The 21,881-nt window shown below is 62.5% G+C and carries 20 protein-coding genes; 11 read left to right on the top strand and 9 right to left on the bottom strand.

Features of this window, described 5'->3' with window-relative positions; translation table 11 throughout:
- Window positions 1-14: 14 nt before the first annotated feature.
- Window positions 15-1,106, bottom strand: coding sequence for a chorismate synthase (gene aroC / locus P3C29_RS01475; RefSeq protein ID WP_201122525.1), 1,092 nt, complete (start codon window positions 1,104-1,106; stop codon window positions 15-17).
- A 143-nt stretch (window positions 1,107-1,249) separates the two neighbouring features.
- Here aroC and P3C29_RS01470 point away from each other — a divergent pair, with 143 nt between their 5' ends.
- Together P3C29_RS01470 and P3C29_RS01465 are read left to right on the top strand one after the other, a co-directional pair.
- Window positions 1,250-2,212: an alpha/beta fold hydrolase gene (locus P3C29_RS01470; RefSeq protein ID WP_275963744.1), complete on the top strand. Its 963-nt coding sequence runs from the start codon at window positions 1,250-1,252 to the stop codon at window positions 2,210-2,212.
- Between the two features lie 100 nt (window positions 2,213-2,312).
- Window positions 2,313-3,116: a hypothetical protein gene (locus P3C29_RS01465; RefSeq protein WP_201122523.1), complete on the top strand. Its 804-nt coding sequence runs from the start codon at window positions 2,313-2,315 to the stop codon at window positions 3,114-3,116.
- 85 nt (window positions 3,117-3,201) lie between these two features.
- Here P3C29_RS01465 and prmB read toward each other — a convergent pair whose 3' ends face one another.
- A complete protein-coding gene (prmB, locus tag P3C29_RS01460) occupies window positions 3,202-4,110 on the bottom strand; it encodes a 50S ribosomal protein L3 N(5)-glutamine methyltransferase (protein ID WP_003213129.1) in 909 nt (302 codons plus the stop codon).
- Between the two features lie 239 nt (window positions 4,111-4,349).
- Between prmB and P3C29_RS01455 the strand changes: the two genes are divergently transcribed.
- The 5 genes from P3C29_RS01455 (at window position 4,350) to P3C29_RS01435 (ending at window position 7,125) form a co-directional block, all read left to right on the top strand.
- Window positions 4,350-4,940, top strand: coding sequence for a cysteine hydrolase family protein (locus P3C29_RS01455; RefSeq protein ID WP_010176063.1), 591 nt, complete (start codon window positions 4,350-4,352; stop codon window positions 4,938-4,940).
- A gap of 130 nt (window positions 4,941-5,070) precedes the next feature.
- Entirely contained in the window at window positions 5,071-5,391 is a 321-nt protein-coding gene (locus tag P3C29_RS01450) for a hypothetical protein (protein ID WP_010176065.1), read from the top strand.
- Window positions 5,392-5,466: 75 nt separating this feature from the next.
- Window positions 5,467-6,024 (top strand): Smr/MutS family protein, encoded by a 558-nt coding sequence (locus tag P3C29_RS01445; RefSeq protein ID WP_010176067.1) that lies wholly within the window; start codon window positions 5,467-5,469, stop codon window positions 6,022-6,024.
- Between the two features lie 79 nt (window positions 6,025-6,103).
- Entirely contained in the window at window positions 6,104-6,649 is a 546-nt protein-coding gene (gene folE / locus P3C29_RS01440) for a GTP cyclohydrolase I FolE (RefSeq protein WP_003204506.1), read from the top strand.
- Window positions 6,650-6,753: 104 nt separating this feature from the next.
- On the top strand, window positions 6,754-7,125 hold the full coding sequence (locus tag P3C29_RS01435; protein WP_010176073.1) for a glutathione S-transferase N-terminal domain-containing protein: 372 nt from the start codon (window positions 6,754-6,756) through the stop codon (window positions 7,123-7,125).
- A gap of 95 nt (window positions 7,126-7,220) precedes the next feature.
- On the opposite strand, the gene P3C29_RS01430 is transcribed toward P3C29_RS01435, so the two are convergent.
- The 3 genes from P3C29_RS01430 to P3C29_RS01420 are packed head-to-tail and all read right to left on the bottom strand — an operon-like array spanning window position 7,221 to window position 10,157.
- Window positions 7,221-7,535 carry a hypothetical protein gene (locus P3C29_RS01430; protein ID WP_010176076.1) on the bottom strand — a complete coding sequence of 105 codons (315 nt, stop codon included), beginning with the start codon at window positions 7,533-7,535 and terminating at the stop codon, window positions 7,221-7,223.
- Window positions 7,532-8,863, bottom strand: a complete 1,332-nt coding sequence (locus P3C29_RS01425) for an acyclic terpene utilization AtuA family protein (RefSeq protein ID WP_201122518.1) — start codon at window positions 8,861-8,863, stop codon at window positions 7,532-7,534. The genes P3C29_RS01430 and P3C29_RS01425 overlap by 4 nt, the downstream gene beginning before the upstream one ends.
- 1 nt (window position 8,864) lies before the next feature.
- On the bottom strand, window positions 8,865-10,157 hold the full coding sequence (locus P3C29_RS01420; RefSeq protein ID WP_201122516.1) for a citrate:proton symporter: 1,293 nt from the start codon (window positions 10,155-10,157) through the stop codon (window positions 8,865-8,867).
- A 131-nt stretch (window positions 10,158-10,288) separates the two neighbouring features.
- On the opposite strand from P3C29_RS01420, the gene P3C29_RS01415 reads away from it, so the two are divergent.
- Complete coding sequence (locus P3C29_RS01415) at window positions 10,289-11,176, top strand: LysR family transcriptional regulator (RefSeq protein ID WP_275963743.1); 888 nt, start codon at window positions 10,289-10,291, stop codon at window positions 11,174-11,176.
- 75 nt (window positions 11,177-11,251) lie between these two features.
- Here P3C29_RS01415 and P3C29_RS01410 read toward each other — a convergent pair whose 3' ends face one another.
- Window positions 11,252-11,854, bottom strand: a complete 603-nt coding sequence (locus tag P3C29_RS01410; RefSeq protein WP_201122513.1) for a glutathione S-transferase family protein — start codon at window positions 11,852-11,854, stop codon at window positions 11,252-11,254.
- An 11-nt stretch (window positions 11,855-11,865) separates the two neighbouring features.
- The gene (locus P3C29_RS01405; protein ID WP_275963742.1) at window positions 11,866-13,032 is read right to left on the bottom strand and encodes a PLP-dependent aminotransferase family protein; all 1,167 of its coding nucleotides are present in this window, start codon (window positions 13,030-13,032) and stop codon (window positions 11,866-11,868) included.
- 81 nt (window positions 13,033-13,113) lie between these two features.
- Between P3C29_RS01405 and P3C29_RS01400 the strand changes: the two genes are divergently transcribed.
- The 3 genes from P3C29_RS01400 to P3C29_RS01390 all read left to right on the top strand — a co-directional run bounded on the left by P3C29_RS01400 (window position 13,114) and on the right by P3C29_RS01390 (window position 15,775).
- Window positions 13,114-13,548 carry a MarR family transcriptional regulator gene (locus P3C29_RS01400; RefSeq protein ID WP_177075541.1) on the top strand — a complete coding sequence of 145 codons (435 nt, stop codon included), beginning with the start codon at window positions 13,114-13,116 and terminating at the stop codon, window positions 13,546-13,548.
- Between the two features lie 190 nt (window positions 13,549-13,738).
- Window positions 13,739-15,085, top strand: a complete 1,347-nt coding sequence (locus P3C29_RS01395) for an NCS2 family permease (RefSeq protein ID WP_010176087.1) — start codon at window positions 13,739-13,741, stop codon at window positions 15,083-15,085.
- 63 nt (window positions 15,086-15,148) lie between these two features.
- Window positions 15,149-15,775: a LysE family translocator gene (locus P3C29_RS01390; RefSeq protein WP_010176088.1), complete on the top strand. Its 627-nt coding sequence runs from the start codon at window positions 15,149-15,151 to the stop codon at window positions 15,773-15,775.
- On the opposite strand, the gene P3C29_RS01385 is transcribed toward P3C29_RS01390, so the two are convergent.
- Together P3C29_RS01385 and uraH are read right to left on the bottom strand one after the other, a co-directional pair.
- On the bottom strand, window positions 15,772-20,985 hold the full coding sequence (locus P3C29_RS01385) for a DUF6543 domain-containing protein (RefSeq protein WP_275963741.1): 5,214 nt from the start codon (window positions 20,983-20,985) through the stop codon (window positions 15,772-15,774). The two genes, P3C29_RS01390 and P3C29_RS01385, sit on opposite strands and share 4 nt — an antisense overlap.
- A gap of 156 nt (window positions 20,986-21,141) precedes the next feature.
- The gene (gene uraH, locus P3C29_RS01380; protein WP_010176091.1) at window positions 21,142-21,495 is read right to left on the bottom strand and encodes a hydroxyisourate hydrolase; all 354 of its coding nucleotides are present in this window, start codon (window positions 21,493-21,495) and stop codon (window positions 21,142-21,144) included.
- Between the last annotated feature and the right edge of the window lie 386 nt (window positions 21,496-21,881).

The following is a 21,881-nucleotide window of genomic DNA, read 5'->3' as shown; positions in this document are numbered from 1 at the left end:
CTCGCCACACACCGTCACAGCTGGCCCAATACCGGCGTACTGACCTTTACCTCGGCGTTCTGCCCGCGATGGCGCAGCAGGTGGTCCATCAGCACGATGGCCATCATTGCCTCGGCAATCGGCGTGGCACGGATGCCGACACATGGGTCGTGACGGCCCTTGGTGATCACGTCCACCGGGTTGCCGTTCACATCAATCGAACGGCCCGGGGTGGTGATGCTGGAGGTTGGCTTGAGCGCCAGGTGCGCAACAATCGGCTGGCCCGAAGAGATGCCCCCCAGAATGCCGCCGGCGTTGTTGCTGAGGAAGCCTTCCGGGGTCAGCTCGTCACGGTGCTCGGTGCCACGCTGGGCCACGCAGGCGAAACCGGCGCCGATTTCCACGCCCTTGACCGCGTTGATGCTCATCAGCGCGTGGGCCAGTTCGGCGTCCAGGCGGTCGAAGATCGGCTCGCCCAGGCCCGGCATCACGCCTTCGGCAACCACGGTGATCTTGGCGCCGACGGAGTCCTGGTCGCGGCGCAACTGGTCCATATAGGCTTCCAGTTCCGGCACCTTGTCCGGGTCGGGGCAGAAGAAGGCGTTGTCTTCGACGCTGTCCCAGGTCTTGAACGGGATTTCGATCGGGCCGAGCTGGCTCATGTAGCCGCGAATCACGATGCCCTGGGCCGCCAGGTATTTCTTGGCAATCGCACCGGCCGCCACGCGCATCGCGGTTTCCCGCGCCGAACTGCGGCCACCGCCACGGTAGTCGCGTTCGCCGTACTTGTGGTGGTAGGTGTAGTCGGCGTGGGCCGGGCGGAACAGGTCCTTGATCGCCGAGTAGTCCTTGGACTTCTGGTCGGTGTTGCGAATCAGCAGGCCAATGGCGCACCCGGTGGTGCGGCCTTCGAACACGCCGGAAAGGATTTCGACTTCGTCGGCTTCCTGGCGCTGGGTGGTGTGGCGGCTGGTGCCGGGCTTGCGGCGGTCGAGGTCACGCTGCAGGTCTTCCAGGGACAACTCAAGGCCCGGAGGGCAGCCGTCGACAATGGCGACCAACGCCGGGCCATGGCTTTCGCCCGCGGTGGTAACAGTGAACAGCTTGCCGTAGGTATTGCCGGACATGCAGGGCGCTCCGTGAAATCAGTTGAATCAAGTCAACCGTAATAACTTAAGGCGGCCAGTATACGCAGGCTAACCGACTAGATCATCATCGAAACCTTACCGGTAGACATTGGTCCAACCGGCACCTTCCTCATGATGGCGCGATGATGCTGCGAGTTCTGCTTTTGACCCTTACCCTGTTTTCCAGCCTTGGCTTCGCCGCCTCCCCTGTCGTGCTGCAACGGCCCATCAGCCTGGACACCGGCAGCGGCGAGTTGTTTGGCTCGCTGTTGTTGCCCAAATCCGACAAGCCAGTGCCGGTGGTGCTGATCATTCCCGGCTCCGGCCCCACCGACCGCAACGGCAACAGCGCCGATGGCGCGCGCAATGACAGCCTCAAGCGCCTGGCCTGGGTGCTGGCCCGGCACAACATCGCCAGTGTGCGCTACGACAAACGCGGCGTGGCCGCCAGCCTTGCCGCCACCCCCGATGAACGCAACCTGACCCTGGACGCCTACGTGTCCGACGCCGTGGCCTGGGGCAAGCTGCTCAAGGCGGACCCGCGCATGGGGCCGTTGATTGTGCTGGGCCACAGTGAAGGTGCGCTGGTGGCTGCCCTCGCCGCCCCACAGCTCAACCCGGCCGGGGTGATTTCCCTGTCCGGCAGCGCCCGCCCGGTGGACCAGGTGATCCGCCAGCAACTGGCCGATCACATGCCGCCTGCGCTGTTGCTGCGCAGCAACCAGATTCTCGACCACCTCAAGGCCGGCCAGGTGGATGCCGATGTGCCCACGCCGCTTGAGGGCATTTTCCGGCCCAGCGTGCAGCCTTACCTGATCAGCCTGTTCCGCGCCGATCCGTCGGCGGCCTTTGCCAAACTGAAGATGCCGGCCCTGATCATCCAGGGCACCAATGACCTGCAGGTCGGCGTGGCCGATGCGCAACAACTGCAGAAGGCCAAGCCGGACGCCGAGTTGACGGTGATCGAGGGCATGAACCACGTGATGCGGATCGTGCCCAATGACGTGAAGCAGCAATTGGAATCCTATAACGACCCACAGTTGCCGCTGGCTGCCGAACTGGGCACCCGCCTGGTTCGCTTTATCGACGGACTTCGCGCCAGTTAAGCGAGTATTCCCCCTCCAGTCCTGAGTAAAACGGCCGATAAGCCATGGGTCGACAGCAAAAAGCCTGTCGGCCCGCAGAGCTTGGACAGGATCGCGCCGAATGACGAACACCGAAGCAACACCCGAATCTACCGCCGAGAGCACGGCTGAAACCGAGGCCGCCGCATCGGCCGCGTTACCGTGGGCGGAGGTACAGGCCGAACATTTCAAGATGCTGCGCCTGGCCCCTTTGGCCACCGACCGCGCCACCGGCGTGCGGCCCCTGCGCTTCGTGCAATTTGGCTGGGCCGAACGCAATAACAAGGACCACAGCCTGCTGCGCATGGTCATTCAGTTGCCTGGCCAGCGGGTACGCCGGGAACAGAATCACCTGGATATCTGGGTCGATCACGCCACCCACCGGGTGCATTTTGGTCCGGGCAACAGCCTGGAGATCGAACCGGCGAACCGCGGCATCGGCCGTTTCCTGGTGGCCCAGGGCGCTGCCTGGGCGAAAAAGAAGTGGTCGCACTACCGCGTCGACGGCGTTGACCTGGCCAACAAGGATGCGCTCAACGAAGCGACGCGCCTGCGGCGTGATCACTTCCTGCGCATCCAGGGTTTTGATGTGGCCTATGCCGATGTCCAGCATTTGAAGGGCAACGTGCAGCCGGGCAAGGTCAGCGATGTGCTGGACAGCTGGAACACCGAAAAGCTGCAGTTCGTGGAAATTCTGGAAGCGGCGCAGATGCTGCAACAGGCCGAGCAGAACCTGGCCGAGCAGGAGGTGAAGCTGCGCAAGGAAGAGGAAAAGGTCACCAAGTTCAAGCGCGAAGACAGCGGGCTGCGCTTCACGATTACTTGCCTGGTGGCGTTTACCGTGTTTCAGGCGGGGTTGTTGATCTGGATTGCAACACACCGCTAAGCCGGTTTCCCAATTGAAACCGGATCAACATGTGGGAGCGGGCTTGCCCGCTCCCACACTGACCGCGTTACCCACTTGGAAGCGGTTAAACCCTGGCGGCAAACACCGCCTGATGCGCCCGGCACTGCTCAGCCGTCAACATGAACACGCCATGCCCACCACGCTGGAACTCCAGCCAGGCAAAGTCCACTTCCGGGTACAGCGCCTCGACGTGAACCTGGCTGTTGCCCACCTCGACAATCAACAAGCCCTTCTCGGTCAAGTGATCCGCCGCCTCGGCCAGCATCCGCCGAACCAGGTTCAAACCATCATCGCCACACGCCAGGCCCAGTTCCGGCTCGTGCTGGTATTCATCCGGCATGTCGGCAAAGTCTTCGGCGTCGACATACGGCGGGTTGGACACGATCAGGTCAAACCGCTGCCCCGGCAAACCGTCAAAGCCATCGCCCTGAACGGTATACACACGCTCATCGACGCCATGGCGCTCGATGTTCTGGTTGGCCACTTCCAGCGCTTCAAAGGACAGGTCGCCCAATACCACTTCGGCGTCCTGGAATTCGTAGGCGCACGCAATACCAATGCAGCCGGACCCGGTGCACAGGTCCAGAATGCGTGCCGGCGGCGTGCCCAGCCACGGTTCGAAGCGGTTTTCGATCAGCTCGCCAATCGGTGAACGTGGAATCAATACGCGCTCATCGACGATAAAGGACATGCCGCAGAACCAGGCTTCCTTCAACAGGTAGGCGGTAGGCACGCGCTCATGGATACGGCGGTGCAGCAACCGCTGCACATGGGAGATTTCCTCTTCTTCCAGGTTGCAATCCAGGTAGCTGTCGGCAATTTCCCACGGCAGGTGCAAGGCGCCGAGCACCAGTTGCCGGGCTTCATCCCAGGCGTTGTCGGTGCCATGGCCGAAAAACAGGTCTTCCCCATGGAAACGGCTGACGGCCCATCGGATGTGGTCGCGCAAGGTGCGCAGGCGGGAAGTGATCACGGGGGCAAGCTCCTGGAAAAAACGACCGGCGATTCTAACAGTCTTAAGCTGTACCGACGATGTACGAAAAACCCTTTGCCGCACGTCGGATTTCATCTTAATTGTGCTTTTTGCTTAAACGTAGTGCCCTATTGACATCGCTACACGCCAACAACGGCGTACCTTACGATGGTAGCGATTCACAGAAGCGCTCAGCCAGAGGACAATGTCACAAAAGCCCCACTCACAGGAGCCCCAGAATGTCCGTTCCAAAGACGATGTTTCAACTCAGCGGTCGTGGTTACGCAGCGGCGAACCTGAACCATGCGACCCTCGTGATCATCGACGCCCAGAAGGAATACCTCAGTGGCCCCCTCGCCCTTTCGGGCATGGATTCTGCTGTCGATAACATCAAGCAACTGGCCGCTGCCGCGCGCAACGCCGGGCGCCCGATCGTGCATGTGCGCCACCTGGGCACGGTCGGCGGGCTGTTTGATCCCCAGGGTGAGCGCGGTGAATTCATTCCCGGCCTCGAACCCCAGGCCGACGAAACCATCATCGGCAAGCTGCTGCCCAGCGCCTTTCACGGCACCGGCCTTGAGAAGCACCTGCAGGACCTCGGCTCCCTGGACCTGATCGTCTGCGGCTTCATGAGCCATTCCAGCGTCAGCACCACCGTGCGCGCGGCGAAGAACCTGGGCTTTCGTTGCACCCTGGTGGAAGACGCCTGCGCCACCCGCGACTTGCCTTACAAAGGCGGCATCCTCAGCGCCGACCACGTGCAGCAGACCGAAATGGCCATCATGGCTGACAACTTCGCCACCCTCGCCTTGACCAAAGATCTGATCTGATCGACCTTCGATGAGCGGGTAGCCGCCCGCTCATCCGCAAAAGCCTGTCATTTGCAGCAATTGCCTCTGTACCCGGAACAACCTGTGTATCTTCCGGTCGAAGGGCCGATACCCTGGAGGAAAGGTCGGAATGAAGATATCCGATGGTTTTGATGCTCGTCGCTTGCGCCCCAAGGGCCCGAGCAACTGGCGTCTGCGCATCGGCGCCGGCTTTGCCGCGCTGTTTGCGATCGTGGGCGTGCTGCTGGCAATCGCCGGCGCCGCTGGTTTGTTGGGACACTCACCGGCACTGGGCGAGCTGAATGCCAGCCCTGGCGGTTCTGCAATACTGTTGGTGATCGGCCTGCTGGTACTGTGGTTCGGCGTATGGCTGTGGCGCCGTTTGCGTCGGCGCATGCGCCAGCCCCTGTCATTGAACATCGCGTCGCACCTGATGAAAAAGCACGACTGATGGCATCCAGATAGCGTTTGTTGCGCATCAAGCCGCCGCGATTAGGTAAACTGCCCGCCCTTCGCGGAGGCTGACATGCAAGACGACGACTTTTCCCTATTCAAGAACGAGCTGCGCGGCGTCAAGCCGATCAAGCACGATCGCGCCGAGACCGGCAAACCCAAGACCGACCGCGCCCAGATCGCCAAGCTACGCCAGGCGGCGACCGTGCGTACCGACGCCACCACCGTGGACGGCCTGTCGGATCAATTCGTTATCGATGTAGGCCCCGAAGACGAATTGATGTGGGCCCGCGACGGCGTGCAGGAAAGCCAGATGCGCAAGCTCAAGGTCGGCCAGATCCCGTTCGAGGGCAGCCTGGACCTGCACGGCATGACCGTCGAAAAAGCCCGCGAAACCCTCTGGGCGTTCCTCGCCGAAGCCACCAAATTCGAAATCCGCTGCGTGCGCGTCACCCACGGCAAGGCTGTGCGCCTGGACGGCAAGCGGCCGATGATCAAAAGCCACGTCAACACCTGGCTGCGCCAGCATTCCCAGGTGCTCGGCTTCACCTCGTGCCAACCGCGCCACGGCGGCGCCGGCGCGGTGTATGTGATGCTCAAGCGCACCATGATGGAAGGCCGCGACGAGTAACAAGTGCCATCGTCAGGCTTGCAGCGATGTGTCGGCCGCCGTACCCTTGCCCTTTGCGAAAATCCCACTAGGTAGTTTCATGTCCCTGGAACAGAATTACACCGCGATCCTCGGCCAGCTCGGCGAGGACGTCTCCCGCGAGGGCCTGCTCGACACGCCAAAACGTGCCGCCAAGGCCATGCAGTACCTTTGCCGCGGCTATGAACAGACCCTCGAAGAAGTCACCAACGGTGCCTTGTTCAGCTCTGACAACAGCGAAATGGTGCTGGTCAAGGACATCGAGTTGTACTCGCTGTGCGAACACCACCTGCTGCCGTTTATCGGCAAGGCTCACGTCGCGTATATCCCGAGCGGCAAAGTGCTGGGCCTGTCGAAGGTCGCGCGTATCGTCGATATGTATGCCCGTCGCCTGCAGATCCAGGAAAACCTCAGCCGCCAGATCGCTGATGCGGTCCAGCAGGTGACCGGCGCCCTGGGCGTTGCGGTGGTGATCGAGGCCAAGCACATGTGCATGATGATGCGCGGTGTGGAGAAGCAGAATTCGTCGATGATCACCTCGGTGATGCTGGGTGAGTTCCGCGAAAACGCGGCCACCCGCAGCGAGTTTCTCAGCCTGATCAAGTAACACGCAGCACCTGGAAAAACCGGCGTTCATCGCCGGTTTTTTTTCGCCTGTGAAAAATCAGGTAAGCTGCGGCCCCTTAAGTCTAGGGCAAGAGGTTTATAACCGTGTTCGTTAAAGCGCTTCGAGTCGGCCTCGGCCAGATCATCATCTTCGGCGACTTCATCACCCGCCCGCGCAAGCAACAACGCCCGGCGAGCGCTCAAGCCCTGGTCGACCAGTCGGCCAAGGACCTGACGCTGTATCAGTTCCACGCCTGCCCGTTCTGCGTGAAGACCCGCCGCACCCTGCGCCGCCTGAACGTGCCGGTGGCGTTGAAGGACGCGAAGAACAACGAGCAGGACCGCCAGACCCTGCTGGAGCAAGGCGGCAAGATCAAGGTGCCGTGCCTGCGCATTGAAGAGAACGGCCAGACCACCTGGATGTACGACTCCAAGGTGATCATCGATTACCTCGACAAGCGGTTTGCGGCGGTCTGAAACCCGCCCTGCCCTTTGTAGGAGCTGGCTTGCCAGCGATGAGGCCGGCGGGTTCTCCGCCCATCTTCAAGCCGCTATCGCCGGCAAGCCGGCTCCTACAGGTTGATGTGCAGGTCCAGCAATGCGGAGCCCAGGCACTTGCCATGGGCGTCCAGCGCCAGCGACCGCGTCACCCCGCCCCGCAGGATCCCCGGCAACACGAAGTTCAGTGCCTGCACGTTGGGCAACTCGTACCGCCGCACCGGTGCCGCCCCCGCCTCCAGCAACGGCGCAAAAAACGCCGCCACCGCCTCCGCCGTCAGGTGTTCGCAGAGCAGCGGATAGTCCTCGGCCCGATACGCAATGATCGAGATGTTCGAGGTGTCGCCCTTGTCTCCCGTACGGGAGTGGGCCAGGGTGTGCAGCTTCATGATTCGATCCTCGGATTGACCGCGTGCCGGGGCAACAGCAATGACGCCACTGCCACCACCTGGCGCAGGCCCTTGCTGGCACCACCGCCACCGGACGGGCCGTTGGTGTAGAGGGTTTCCACTTCATTGCCGACGCGCACCGCCTCGCTGCGTTCTTCGCAACGGGCGGCGATGCGCAAGCGCACTTCCCACGGTTCAACAGTGCTGCGCGGGCCGTGCAGGGAGTCGATGCCGATCAATTCGGCGCGCACGTCCTGCATGCGTACGCCGGTCAATTCCAGGCGCTTGAGGACCACATCACGCGCCAGTTGCGCACGGGCAACCGCCCCCGGGCCGCCGTAGGAAATCTGCCCTTCGCCGATCCAGCCGTCCAGATACCCGACGCTGACTTTCAACTGTTCAGGCCGTGGCCGCCCGTTTGCGCCGTGGGCCCGCACCCGGTCCACGGCCTCCTCGGTAAACGACACGCTGGAGAAGTCCGCGCACACGTCCGGCGTCAGGTACGCCGCCGGGTCGTGCACTTCGTAGATCAGTTGTTCGGTGCAGGTGGCACGGCTGACCCGCCCGCCGGACCCGGCGACCTTGGTGATCAAGGCCTCGCCATCTGCGTCAATCTCGGCCAACGGAAAGCCCAGCCGCGCCAGGTCGTCCACATCCTTGAAGCCCGGGTCGGCAAAGTAGCCGCCACTGACCTGCCCCGCACATTCCAGCAAATGCCCCACCAGCGTGCCGCGCCCCAGGCGCTGCCAATCATCGGCAGCCCAACCGAATTCAACCATCTGTGGCGCCAGGAACAACGACGGGTCTGCTACCCGGCCGGTGATCACCACGTCGGCATCGGCGCGCAAGGCCTCGATAATGCCCTCTGCACCCAGGTAGGCATTCGCGGAAATCAGCCGGTCGCCCAATGAGCCCAGGGTCTGGCCGTTGTCGAGCAACTGCTCCGGCTCGCGGCGCAACACCTCAAGCACGTCATCCCCCACTACCGCCAGCACCTTGAGGTTAAGCCCCAATTCGCTGGCAATCCGCCGCACTTCAACCGCCGCCGCCACCGGATTGGCCGCGCCCATATTGGTGATCACCCGCAGGCGCCGGCGGCCGTCGGGCTGGCCGACAAAGGGCAGCACGCGGCGCATGCGCTCACTCAATAACGGGTCGTAACCGCCTTGTGGGTCGCTGATGCGTGCCTGTTGCGCCAGGGCGATGGTGCGTTCAGCCAGGCATTCGAAGACCAGGTAATCCAGGTCGCCCCGCTCGGCCAATTCCACCGCAGGTTCGACACGGTCACCGGAGTAGCCGGCGCCGGAACCGATGCGCAAGGTTTTCATTTCAAATCACTCCCAGGAGCAAAGCCGTCAGGGTCATCAACACTGACGCGGCAAACAGAAAGGGGATGGTGAAGCGCTGGTGATCGGCCAATTCGATCTTGCACAGGCCCACCAGCAGGAAGGTCGCGGGCGTCAGCGGGCTGACCGGGAAGCCGGTGGTGTGCACGCCCAGCAGCGAGGCCTGGGCCACTTGCAACGGGTCGACGCCCAGCGCCTTGCCGACTTCGGCAATCACCGGCATCACGCCGAAGTAGTAGGAATCGGGATCAAACAGCATGCTCAACGGCATCGACAGGAAGCCCACCACCGCCGGGATCAGCTTGCCGTGGCCCGCCGGAATCTGCGCCACCGCCACTTCGGCGATGGCCTTGAGCATGCCGGTGCCTTGCATGATGCCGGTGAACACCCCGGCGGCGAGCAGGATGCTGGCCATGGTCAGGGCCGTTTTGGCATGGGCGTCGATCCGCGCACGCTGGGCGTCGACATTCGGGTAGTTGAGGCACAGCGCAACCACGGTGCCGAGCATGAACATCACCACCGGGTCGACCCAACCGGCGATCATCACCACCATCACCAGCACCGTCAGGATCAGGTTGACCCAGAACAACCGCGGGCGACGCAGGGCGATGTCATCGTCGCTGAGCACCCGTTGCGGCACCGCGTCCACACTGGAGCCGGCGCCCAGGCCCAGGCGTTTTTCTTCACGGCGGCCCAGCCACCAGGCGCAGGCGAACACAAAGACCAGGCCGACGATCTGCACCGGGATCAGCGGCTGGAACAGGTCCGCCACCGGCACATGCAACGCCGCCGAGGAGCGCAGCACCGGGCCGGTCCACGGCAGGAAGTTGACCCCGGCCGCCATCGCCGCCACACAGGCCAGGATGCGCTTATCAATGCCCAACCGCGTATACAGCGGCAGCATCGCCGGTATCGTCACCAAAAAGGTCACCGCGCCGGAGCCGTCCAGGTGCACCAGCAGCGCCAGCGTCGCCGTACCGACGACAATTCGTGTAGGACGCGTCCCTACCGTGCGCAGGATGCGATCAATGATGGGGTCAAGCATGCCGGCATCGGTCATGATCCCGAAAAACAGGATCGCGAACACAAACATGCCCACCACGGGGGCGACGTTCTTGATGCCGGTGATGATGAAGGCGCTGGTTTGCAGGCCGAACCCGCCGAGCAGCGCGGCGATGATCGGCAAGGCGATCAGCGCCACCAGTGGCGAGAGGCGCTTGCTCATGACGGCAGTGAGCAGGCACAGGATGGTGATGACACCCAGGGTAGCGAGCATGGGGTAGCTCCAGAACGGCGTTTTCGGCCGGTTATTGTTTTCCCTGGAGTATTGGAATCGCGTTAGGCTTTGTAAATTGGAATATTCGTCACTCCATATTCGTAAAAACAAAACGCTCGAGCAAAATAAAAATGAAAAATTCGATCCAGCATATCCAGGCGTTTCTCGCCGTTGCCCGCACGGGCAGCTTTACCAAGGCCGCCAACGAACTGCATCTGTCGCCCTCAGCGCTGACTGTGCAGGTGCAGCAACTGGAAGAATGGCTGGGCGTTGCCCTGCTCGACCGCAGCCCGCGCCACGTCAGCATCACCGCTGCCGGCCTGGATGCCCGTGGGCCGATGGAGAAGTTGTTGCTGGACCTGGACAACATCGTCACCGGCTCCCGCGACCTGGCGGCGCTACGTCGCGGTGTGGTCACCATCGCCGCCCTGCCCTCCGTGTGCGCCGGTGCCTTGCCACCGGCCCTGCGGCTGTTCCGCGAGCGTTTCGCCGGGATCGAGGTGCGGCTGCATGACCTGGTGGCCCATCGGATTCATGCGCAAGTGCGTTCGGGTGAGGTGGATTTCGGCATTGGTGTGCGAGCGCGGCTGAGTCACGGATTGGCGTTTGTACCGGTGCTGAATGACCGGCTGTGTGCGTTTGTGCCGCTGGATCACGCCCTGGCGCGCCATGCCCGGTTGACCCTGACCCAACTGGCCGATCAGCCGATCATCCTCACCGGGCGCGACAGCAGCGTGCGCGAACAGGTAGATGCGTTGTTCGATGAACGACAGGTGACGATGCAAGCGGGGATGGAGGCCAATTACATGTCGACGGTATTGGCGCTGGTAAGGCAGGGATTGGGGATCAGCATCCTGCCGGAGTCGGCGGCGGACAGCCTGGAGGGGTTGAAGCGGATTACGATTGATCATCCCGGCGTGAACCGGGAGATCGGGTTAATCAGCCGCAGTGGGCAGCCGTTGAGCCCGGCGGCGCAGCGCTGTTTTGAGTTGCTCAATGGAGAATTGCGCGCTTTGTAGGAGCCCGGCTTGCCGGCGATGGCCTCGTTGAGGGCGCTATCGCCGGCAAGCCGGGCTCCTACAGGGTTTCGGTGATCAGTCCAGCATTGCCACATGCTTCGGATGGCTGGCCACGCGTTTCAGCCACGCCTGCACGCCCGGATAAGCGCCCAGGTCAAAACCACCTTCATCCGCCACATGGGTGTAGGCATACAACGCCACATCGGCAATCGAGAACTGGTCACCGACCAGGTACGGCGTCAGCTGCAACTGGCGCTCCATCACCTTCAGGGCCTTGTAACCGCCCTTGTGCAGCTTCTTGTACTCCTCCAGCCGATCTTCCGGCAGCCCCAGGTAAAACTGGATAAACCGCGCCACCGCGATGTACGGCTCATGGCTGTACTGCTCGAAAAACTGCCACTGCAGCACTTGGGTACGCAGGCGCGGCTCGGTCGGCAGGAACTCGCTGCCGTCGGCCAGGAAGTTGAGGATCGCGTTGGATTCCCACAGGCAGGTACCGTCTTCAAGCTCCAGCACCGGGATCTTGCCGTTGGGGTTCTTGGCCAGGAACTCGGCGGTCTGGGTGTCGCCTTTCAGAATGTCGACATTGATCCACTCATAGTCGATGCCCAGCAGGCTGAGCATGAGTTTGACCTTGTAGCAGTTGCCCGATTTGTAATCGCCGTAGACCTTGTACATGGAGGCTCCCCTTATGCCGCTTGCGCGTGCTGTGCTTGACGGACCACCGCAGCGAGACGCTTGAGACCTTCGTCCAAACGCGCCGGGTCGATATGGCTGAAATTGAGCCGCAAGTGACCGTGATGGTTATCCGGCTCGGAAAAGAACGGTTCACCGGGCATGAACGCGATGTCCTGGTCGAGCGCAGGTGCCAACAAGGTGCGGGTGTCGAGCGGTTGTTTCAAGGTCAGCCAGAAGAATAATCCGCCCTGGGGTATTTGCCAGTCCGCCAGGTCGCTGAAATATCGCTCCAGTGCAGCCTGGAACGCATCGCGGCGGCCTCGGTAGAAGCTGCGCAGTTCCACCAGGTGGTGCTGGTATTTCTCGGTGCCGATCCATTGCATTGCCTGCCACTGGCCAACCCGGTTGGTGTGCAGGTCGGCCGACTGCTTGAGCTTGAGCAGGTGCGGGAACAGGTCGGGGCTGGCGATCAGGTAACCGACCCGCAGGCCCGGCAACAGGGTCTTGGACACGGTACCGGTGTAGATCCAGCTGGCCTTTTTCAGGCGGCTGACGATGGGTTGCGCGCTGCCGCCATCGAAGGTCAGTTCGCGGTAGGGTTCGTCTTCGATCAGGGTCACACCGAACTCGTCCAGCAGCGCGGCGACGGCCTCGCGCTTGGCCTCGCTGTAGCGCACGGCTGACGGGTTCTGGAACGTCGGGATCAGGTAGACGAAGGATGGACGATGCTGCTCAAGGCTGTTGCGCAGCGCCTTCAGGTCCGGACCGTCCGCTTCAAGCTGCACCGTCAGGCAATCGGCGCCGAACAGCTGGAATATCTGCAACGCCGCGAGATAGGTCGGGCCTTCCAGCAGGATCCTGGTGCCCCTGTCGATATACAGCTTGGCCGCCAGATCCAGGGTTTGCTGGGAACCGCTGACCACCATGACCTGGCTGGCCTGGCACGCAATGCCCAGCACCCGCGCCTCGGCGGCCAGCAGTTCACGCAGCTGCGGCTCGCCTTCGCTCATGCCGTACTGGCCAATATTCAGCGGCATGCCTTCCCATTCCAGCTTGGGCAGCATCACTTCGGCGGGCAGGCCACCGGCGAAGGACATCACCTGTGGCTTTTGCGCCGCCGCGAGGATTTCACGGATCAGGGAGCTTTTAAGACGCGAAACACGTTCTGAGAAGGCCATAGGGTCACCGGTAGCAAAACCTGAGGAAAATACGTCAAACTGCTTGACCGAAATTACGACGACTTGGGCAGATACGTCAATATGCTTGACCTTAAAAACCAGACCAGCCAGCAAACCGCCATGGAAGCGTTTTTCTTCGGCTACCAGGCGTTCACCGCCAAGGCCGACGAAATGCTTGAGCGCCGCGGCTTGAGCCGGGTGCATCAACGCATCGTGTTTTTTATCGCGCGCTACCCGGCCTTGAGCGTCAAGGAACTGCTGGAGCTGCTCGGTGTGAGCAAGCAGGCGTTGAACATGCCATTGCGCCAACTGCAGGAAATGCACCTGGTGGACAGCGTGGCGTCCGAGACCGACAAGCGTAAGCGTTTGCTGGAGTTGACCGAGGAAGGGCTACGTTTCGAACAGTCCTTGCGACGGGAGCAGGTCAAGCTGCTGCAACGGGCGTTTGCCGAGGCCGGCGAGACCGCCGTGGAGGGCTGGCTGGCGGTGAACAAGGCGCTGAGTGGCCAATCCTGAATTGCCTTTCATCCTTTTCGCACACAAAATAGAAAACATTATTTGCTTTATTTGTATACAAAAGCATAATTCGCTTCGTGCGAGTTCCTGACCTATCGGTCAACAAAACCCGCTGGTACCTCAAAGCGCTGCTGCCCACTCATGTGTCCGGCGCTGGAAATAACAATAAAACTCTTGAGGAGTACTTGCTGTGGAAAGCCGCAAATCCGAAGCCCCTACGCTCGACCTTTCGCCACCCCACAACGGTTGGCTGGAACGCCTGTTCAAACTCCGCTTGCATGGCACCACAGTGAAGACCGAGCTGATCGCCGGCCTCACGACCTTTATCACCATGGCGTACATCATCTTCGTCAACCCCAACATCATGGCCGACGCCGGCATCGATCATGGCGCGGCATTTGTCGCCACCTGCATCGCTGCGGCGCTGGGCTGCCTGCTGATGGGCCTGTACGCCAACTGGCCAGTAGGACTGGCGCCGGGCATGGGCCTGAACGCGTTTTTTACCTACACCGTGGTCGGCACCATGGGCTACAACTGGGAGACCGCACTGGGTGCGGTGTTTATCTCCGGTGTGTTGTTCATGATCCTGACGCTCTCACGCATCCGCGAGTGGCTGCTCAACAGCATTCCGGTGAGCCTGCGCCACGCCATGGGCGCGGGTGTGGGGCTGTTTCTCGGGGTGATCGGCCTGAAAACCGCCGGCATCATCGTGCAAAGCCCGGCCACCCTGATCAAGCTCGGTTCCCTGCATGAGCCTGCCCCGCTGCTGGCGGCCGTCTGCTTTCTGTTGATCGCGATCCTCAGCTACCACCGGGTATTCGGCGCAATCCTGATCAGCATCATCGCCGTGACCCTCGCCGGTTGGGGCCTGGGCCTGGTGGAATACCACGGCATCCTGGCCACCCCGCCAAGCCTGGCACCGACCTGGATGGCGATGGACGTAATGGGCGTGTTTAACGTCAGTATGATCAGCGTGGTGTTCGCCTTCCTGTTTGTGCACATGTTCGACACCGCCGGCACCTTGATGGGCGTGGCCCAGCGTGCAGGCCTGGTGAATGCCGACGGCAAGATCGAAAACCTCTCCCGCGCCCTGAAAGCCGACAGTGCTTCCAGCGTGTTCGGCGCCATGGTTGGCGTGCCGCCGGTCACCAGCTACGTGGAAAGCGCCGCCGGTGTGGCCGCCGGTGGCCGTACCGGGCTGACCGCCGTCACCGTGGGCGTGCTGTTTATCGCCGCGATGTTTTTCGCACCGCTGGCTGGCATGATTCCCGCTTATGCCACCGCCGGTGCGTTGATCTATGTAGCGATGCTGATGATGAGTGGCATGGCCCATATCAACTGGGATGACGCCACCGACAGCATTCCGGCGATCGTCACCGCGATCATGATGCCCCTGACCTTCTCGGTCGCCGACGGTATCGCCCTGGGTTTTATCACCTACGTGGCGCTGAAGGCCGGCACCGGTAAACACAAGGAAATTTCCATCAGCCTGTGGGTGCTTTGCGCGATCTTTATTGCCAAGTTCGCATTCCTGTAGGCCAACCCGCTTCACCCCGCCTCACCCCGTCGGGTGGGGCTTTTGTACGAATGGAGGAATGCAATGAGTCTGGAAACCTGGCTGCTGTTCAGCGGCGCTGCGCTGGTGGTGATCCTGATCCCCGGCCCCCTGTCCTTGCTGATGATCAGCAACAGCCTGAACTACGGCCTGCGCCGTTCGTACCCGGCGTTTCTCGGCGGGGTGATTGCCTCGATCTGCCTGTTGAGCGCCTCGGCGCTGGGCCTGGGTGCGTTGTTGCTAGCCTCGGAACAGCTGTTCAGCGCCCTGAAGATCGTCGGTGCGGTGTACCTGTTTTACCTCGCCTGGCAGAGCTGGCAGCAATCCCGGCAACCGTCCCACGGCGCCGACGTGCCGCCAGTGGCCGCCACCCCGCGTTTTCGCGCGCTGTTTGGCCGGGCCTTTGTGCTGGGCGCGAGCAACCCGAAAGACATTCTGTTTTTCGCCGCCTTCCTGCCGCAGTTTCTCAGCGCCCAGCAGGCCTTTCTCCCACAGCTGCTGATCATGATCGCCACCTGGACCGTGCTCGACCTGCTGTGCAAGCTGGCCTACGGCCTCGGCGCCCATGGTGCCGCGCGCTACCTGCGCAGCGGCAAGGGCCAGAGCTGGTTCAACCGGATCAGCGCCGGGCTGTTTTCCGGGGCCGGAGCGGCGTCATTGTTGAGCCGCTAAAGGTCCATCACTTTGACGAAGTACACCGTGACGCTGTTGGAGCGGGCGTCGTGATGTATGCCCGCGACGACTCTGACCAGACGCCCCTCCTTCAGCGCCCGGAGGACCGACTGGTGCGCTTGCGCCCGCCCCAGGACCGTCGACCGGGCGTTGCTGCGCAACCAGGCGTCAGACAGTTGCACCAGGCCTCCCGACCCCAGGGCAACGCTCGGAGTTTCGGTCCAGCGCGTCAGCACGTAATACAGGTTGGTCGACTTCGGATGGGTGCAGACAAAGTTGACCAGGCTGGCCGGGCTGCCCTTGCGCAGCGTCTGCAGCACAAACCCCTGCCGCTCCAGCACTGACCGGACAGCGGCTTGCGCCGCCAGGGGCCGGGCGCGGTCCAGTGCCCTCGCCGTGTGGGCCAGCAACCTCGGATCAAGGGCGGTCGGCAACTGGAAATCCACGCGCTCCAGGCCCGGCGCTTGCCCTGCTTGCCCAATATTGATACTGACCTGGCGCCTTCTTGAAACAGGCCTGAGCATGCGTAACAAATCGTCCGTTTGCCCGGTCAATGCGGGCGCTGGTGGCAGCCAATCGTCCAGCGTCGCGCGGATATTGAGGATCCGGGTTGCGGTCATCGAACGACCGGAATCCGCCAGCTCCATCAGGCGTTCCGTCACAAAGCGCTGGCTGGCCGGGGTCAGACCGGGGAATGCCGTGCCCACCGACATTGACAAGGGATGGCTGAACAACGGTTCACGAGGGACCCACGCCTGACCCTCGCCCCAGGTGGCCGGTATGGGTTGCTCGCTTACCACACCGGGTATCAGCCAGCGGGCCAGCTCATCCCGGGCAGGTGCGTAGGGCAACTCGGGGGCTCTTAAAAAAATGACGCCGTCCGGTACGGTCGAACCATTGGGCAGCAGTTCGTAGTAATGGCTACCCAGTTTTACCGCGTCAACGCCTGGCACACCCTGAACCCGATACAAGCGGCGTGACGCCGAAATCTCCACCACCGCCTGCTCGTTGAGCGGGCGGCCCCAGGGATGCCAATGGGTGGAGACCAACAAGGGTTGCCGCTCCACCCGTTCGAAATGCGAAGCCGGGGGTGCCAACCACTCTGTGCCGCCCCTTGGTGCTTCCCATGGACGCCGTATGCCGGAGCTTGGACCTGCCCGAGGTGTGGGTGGCGCATCGGCGCCCAGCAACCACGCGCCAGGCTCCTCAATGGACAGCACCAGTTCGTCCTGGCCGCTGTCACTGGCGCTTTTCAAGCGCAACGCCGGCTCGTTCCGGCGTCGATACACCGGATAGGCATGGCTGTCCTCGACGACAAACTGTTGGCCGCCCTTCACATGGCTGCCTTGGTTGATCGGCCCGTGCAAAGCCACAGAGCCCTCCAGCGTCAGGTCCTTGCGGTAGCCCTCAAACCCCTTGAAGCCTCGAGCTACCGGCGGTAATCCGGAACTGACACCATGGCGCCGTGGCTGGCGGCGGATCACGTTCAGGGCCGACAACATCGACACTCGCCTGACCGGCAAACCGGGTTTGGGAGCGCCTTTGGCCAGCGGGAATGCCGTCAGCGCGACGTCAGCGATCAAGATCAAGGTGGCAAAGCCGGTAGCAACCCCGTCCCGGGCGTCACCGCTGTGGTGAAAACGCCGGGCGGCCAGCAGCACCTCGTAGAGATTCATCCCGACACTCACCCCGGGGATGAACGACAACAGCCCGCGCACCCGCGCCGCCGATTGCTCGCCCAGGCGCAGTTGCCGATAACTGACAAGGTCCCGGGCGGAGTTGGCGACCGCCTGTACGTCGCGCTGCGTCGCCAATACCCGGGCGTGCGTGAGCATGCGCAGCAGGTCGCAGCCGGTGGTCGGGGTAATGCCCAGCCACTGCTGCGGGGCTTGTTCGATCTGTTCGTGGATCTCTTTTTCAATCTCCGCCACTGCCGCCGCCGGCTGGGCACGCCGCACCCCAAACCAACCCCGGACGGCTTGCACCACACCCCACAGGGAGGCAAAGGAAAAGGGCCAGATGGCGCCCCACCTCGACAGGGCATGATAGGTGCGATCAGGCGTGCCACGGGTTGGCCGAACCGCCACCGGGTAGCTTTCCAGGGCTTGCGCCTCCCAGCCGGGAGCGATGGATTGAGCCAGCACGTCAAGGTTTCCAGGGCTCAGCGCCGCGGTGATTAATGCTTGCCGCGCCGCCGCCACACTGTCGTGCTCGGTCAACGGCGGATAGCCCTTCACCGCCGGCCAGTAGAGCAGCGTCTTGCCCAGCGCCCGGTCATCGATCACCAACACCCCGGCGACATGCCGTGGCTGTTCAAGGGTGAGTGCCGCCAGATGCACACAGCACACTTGCAGGTGATGACCATTTTTCTTCAAATCCCCGGGCGTCCTGGCGGCCAGGGCTGTGGCGAACCCACTCAACGCCCCCTCGCTCAGCCCTTGCTGCCGGGCGCTGAAATGATCCCGCCGCGCACGCTGCAACCACGGCCGCTCCAGCAGCGCGGTCGACAACCTGGCCGGCGCCCCGCTGGCATCCGGATAGAACGCATGCGCAATCAAAAGCTCATACTGGCCCGCCAGGTCGAGGCCGGCGATCAGACGGGTCAAGCCCTCGGCTGGCAGATGCTGCGCCCACAGAGGTTCGAGGTAGCGGCTGTGGCGCAGTCGCTCGCGCGTCCAGGGCGCGTCGGTGTCTAGGTTGTGCAAGGCCAATTGCAACAGGCTGTAGGTATGCCGCTCCTGGCTGACCACCGTCCGGCCCCCGGAATCCCCGGCCGGACGCTGGGGATGAGATTCCCAATGAGTGCTGACATCGTCGGGCATGTCCAGGAACGGGGTGTCGATATCCAGCGGCGCGGTTATCCTTTCGCGCTTTAATGCCTCGACCAAGGTCTTGCGGGCGAATGCCTCAAGGCTCGGCAGCACTTGCCCCAGTTCCTGCTCAAGAGCACCGGCGCTGGCCAGGTAATGCGTGTGCAACCGCTGATAGCGCTTGCGCAACGGGCGCGAAGCACTTGTCAGCCAGGCAGGCAATGTTTTGGCCTGGGCCACCGCCAGGCGCAACACGCTGATATTGGCCAACGCCCGGGTACGCGCGGTGCCGAGGGGCAGATGCAGGCTGTCAGCCAGCTCGCGGGCGAGCAACGTGCGTGTCAGCGCCACGTCAGTAACTTCGCTGAACGGCCGCCCGCCCTGGCCTACCCAACGGTCGGTCTGCGCGGAGTGCTCGATCTGCTCCTTGAACGGATCGGAGAGCACGTTGCCTTCCATCACCTCGTAATAGACGAGTGTCGGCTCGTCAGCGGCCATCGCGTGGATCACCTCGCGGGCTTCCCGGCGTTGATCCTGCGGAATGCAGTGCCAGAGCACCGAACCGTCCGGGCTCTTGAGGCTCGCATCGAGGCTGGCGGATAACTCATCCAGCGAGCCGAACGCCTGAAAGCCGCCGTACTTTCCCGGCAACTGGAGCACCACAGGCTGCAAGCGATCAGCGTGGCTGACGGCTTCCCGGGTGGTGACGACCAGCACCCCGACCAATCGAAAGAGCGTCTGCCGCCCGCGCCCGACGGACAGTTGCAGAACGCGGGTAGTGCTGGCCGCCCGGTCGCTGGCCCGTGGCACGGTGTACACCTCGGTCAACAACGTGCGCTCGACCTCCTCCAGCAAGCCCAGGCGATAATAAAGGTGCGCGTCTTTAATCAACGCTGAACGCTGAGCATTCAGCCGTTGTACGCCGCGGCTGGCGGTCGAGCCGGGCACTTTTTCCAGCCAGAACGCCCTGTCGCCCAGGCGATGTTCGTGGCCGTCCAGCATCCCGTGCAGCTTCTCTACGTGTTCAAGCCATTGCCCGTGCAAGGTCTCAACGTCGCTGTAAGGCCGGTAGTCCTGGCTCAGGTCCGCCGCGTTCAGCAGCGCCAACAGCCCTTGCTCGTGACGCCGCACCAACGCCTCGGCGGTTCCCCTGGCCAGGCCCGGTGCCAGTGCTGCACAGCTGACTTTCGGCGCCCGGCGCTGGCGGTCCCACTCCAGCAGTTGCTCCACGGCCACGCGCAACCCTTCGTCGGCAGGCGACCGGCGCCGGGCCTGTTCAACCCGACGCAATCGCTGGGAGGCGCTCCACGCAGCGCTTTCCCTGTCCACACTCACCCTGGACGCATGTCGCGCCAGCAGGCAGTCCCGTTCGTTGTCCCGCTGGAGGTACACCTGCGCCAACGCGCTATGCCTGAGTGCATCCCCCGCCAGCGTCGGCCCACGGTATACGCCGAAATCCTTCGCCAACCCGTGCCGGCGCCGCAGGGGCAACTGTTGCCAGAACACGTCCCGGTGTACGCCGTTGATCAGGGCGGGCAACTTGACCTGCATCTGTGCCAGGCTGGCGAACTCATGAAGCCCCTGGCCAAGCCCTGGCAGGTAAACCACCTGCCGTTTGTCCAGGGCGTCTCCCGAGCGGCAGATATGCAGCGCGCCGGCCAAGGGCACCCCGCTTCCTGCATCCGACGGCCACAGCACCGGGCTGACCTGCAAGCGCTCCCACGCACCGCCAGCCTGGGTACGGACCTGTGGGGTGGGCGCATCGAGAATGCCCAGCGCCATGGCAAACCCATGATCCGACAAGTCGTACAGCGTGTGGGCAAGGTACGCGCTTTCAGCGAAGGCCTCGAGGTGCACTTGCACCCAGCGCTCTTCCCGGGATAGCGCGCTGCCAAATGCCAACCCTTGCCAATAACCGGACACCGCCGCCCGGACTTGCCCGGGCAAATCCAGGGCATTGACCTTGTGCAACGCTTCACTGGCGCTGAACGGCAATGTAGCCACGGCGTCACCTTGCATGCTCAGTGTGGTGTAACGATTGATGTTGATCGGGAACTGCGGGTTATCCAGCAGGCCCAGAGCCCGATCGGTGAGGCTATCCACTGCCAGCGGCCCGCCCGGCGTCACCGGCTCGCTGAACAACAGGCGGTCGGGGTCGAGGTCGAACGCTTCACGCAGCGCCTTGCGCACCAGGCGATGGATACTCGGCGCCTGCTCCAGCAACCGCCGCAACAGTCTCTCGGCCTCGCGGCAGCGCGCCTGGGCACCCTGCAATTGGTTGATGAACCGGCTGGGCCTGGGGCTTGATTCGACGCGCCGGGTCAGACGCAGACGAAGGCGCGCCAGCTCGTCCAGGGAGTCATCGGGGTCAGGTTGGGGAGAATCGGGGTCGGTAGTCATGTCGCCATCGGTTCCAGATGAAAAACCGAGGGTAAGCAGCGCCTTGCTCCAAGGGGCCTTACATAGTTAGGCCGACCGCCAGGCAAAAAAAAGCCCGCAGTGTGAGCGGGCGAAAAACCAACGAAGAGCTTTGGGGGTGTGAAGCGCGGTGACGACTCAGCTACCGCGATAGGTGGAGTAGCTGTAAGGCGAAATCAGCAACGGCACGTGGTAATGATCCTGCTCGGCACTGATACCGAAGCGCAGCACCACCACGTCGAGAAACGCAGGCTCGGGCAGTTGCACACCGCGAGCGCGGTAGTAATCACCGGCGCTGAATTGCAACTGATAGACACCGCTGCGGTAGTCATCGCCTTGCAGCAAAGGTGCATCGCAACGGCCGTCGTTGTTGGTCAAGGTGCTGGCCACCAGTTCAAGCTGTGTGCCCTCGACACGGTACAACTCAACCTTGATCGCGCTGCCAGGGCAGCCATGCGCGGCGTCCAATACGTGTGTGGTCAAACGTCCCATAGCGTCTGCGCGCCTCCCGAAGTCAGTAAAGTGAAAGACCGCACCTTTTCAGGGCACTGAAAAAGCCGGCGATGACTGATTAAGACACTTTTCAAAAAAATTGTACACAATAAAAATCACAAACTTATGTACCACCCCGTCATCGCGGGTGCATGAGCCGATTGATGAGCAGTCCTTGCTTTTAAACGACCTTTTATCCATTAGCTGACCAGTCAGGCAGGTTTCTTGCAATGCTACTCTGCGAAGACCCTGCGGAAAAAATGCAGAAATACAGGCTTACAAAGTGCGCACCAAGTTGTATACAATCAGTCATCGTCGTGACGCCACCCAGTCTTTCCGCTGCCCGGCCGCCACACACACCGCTACCACGAACAAGAAGGAAGACT

It is taken from the genome of Pseudomonas sp. 1912-s, assembly GCF_029269205.1.
Lineage (GTDB): Bacteria > Pseudomonadota > Gammaproteobacteria > Pseudomonadales > Pseudomonadaceae > Aquipseudomonas.
The sequence above is the reverse complement of the archived record's forward strand: the minus strand, read 5'-3'. Positions and strand labels throughout refer to the sequence as shown.

Excerpts from the sequence above, each read along its gene's own strand:
- aroC (WP_201122525.1), bottom strand. The coding sequence starts at position 1,106 with ATGTCCGGCAATACCTACGGCAAGCTGTTCACTGTTACCACCGCGGGC.
- P3C29_RS01470 (WP_275963744.1), top strand. The coding sequence starts at position 1,250 with ATGATGCTGCGAGTTCTGCTTTTGACCCTTACCCTGTTTTCCAGCCTT.
- P3C29_RS01465 (WP_201122523.1), top strand. The coding sequence starts at position 2,313 with ATGACGAACACCGAAGCAACACCCGAATCTACCGCCGAGAGCACGGCT.
- P3C29_RS01455 (WP_010176063.1), top strand. The coding sequence starts at position 4,350 with ATGTCCGTTCCAAAGACGATGTTTCAACTCAGCGGTCGTGGTTACGCA.
- P3C29_RS01450 (WP_010176065.1), top strand. The coding sequence starts at position 5,071 with ATGAAGATATCCGATGGTTTTGATGCTCGTCGCTTGCGCCCCAAGGGC.
- P3C29_RS01445 (WP_010176067.1), top strand. The coding sequence starts at position 5,467 with ATGCAAGACGACGACTTTTCCCTATTCAAGAACGAGCTGCGCGGCGTC.
- folE (WP_003204506.1), top strand. The coding sequence starts at position 6,104 with ATGTCCCTGGAACAGAATTACACCGCGATCCTCGGCCAGCTCGGCGAG.
- P3C29_RS01430 (WP_010176076.1), bottom strand. The coding sequence starts at position 7,535 with ATGAAGCTGCACACCCTGGCCCACTCCCGTACGGGAGACAAGGGCGAC.
- P3C29_RS01425 (WP_201122518.1), bottom strand. The coding sequence starts at position 8,863 with ATGAAAACCTTGCGCATCGGTTCCGGCGCCGGCTACTCCGGTGACCGT.
- P3C29_RS01420 (WP_201122516.1), bottom strand. The coding sequence starts at position 10,157 with ATGCTCGCTACCCTGGGTGTCATCACCATCCTGTGCCTGCTCACTGCC.
- P3C29_RS01415 (WP_275963743.1), top strand. The coding sequence starts at position 10,289 with ATGAAAAATTCGATCCAGCATATCCAGGCGTTTCTCGCCGTTGCCCGC.
- P3C29_RS01410 (WP_201122513.1), bottom strand. The coding sequence starts at position 11,854 with ATGTACAAGGTCTACGGCGATTACAAATCGGGCAACTGCTACAAGGTC.
- P3C29_RS01405 (WP_275963742.1), bottom strand. The coding sequence starts at position 13,032 with ATGGCCTTCTCAGAACGTGTTTCGCGTCTTAAAAGCTCCCTGATCCGT.
- P3C29_RS01400 (WP_177075541.1), top strand. The coding sequence starts at position 13,114 with ATGCTTGACCTTAAAAACCAGACCAGCCAGCAAACCGCCATGGAAGCG.
- P3C29_RS01390 (WP_010176088.1), top strand. The coding sequence starts at position 15,149 with ATGAGTCTGGAAACCTGGCTGCTGTTCAGCGGCGCTGCGCTGGTGGTG.
- P3C29_RS01385 (WP_275963741.1), bottom strand. The coding sequence starts at position 20,985 with ATGACTACCGACCCCGATTCTCCCCAACCTGACCCCGATGACTCCCTG.
- uraH (WP_010176091.1), bottom strand. The coding sequence starts at position 21,495 with ATGGGACGTTTGACCACACACGTATTGGACGCCGCGCATGGCTGCCCT.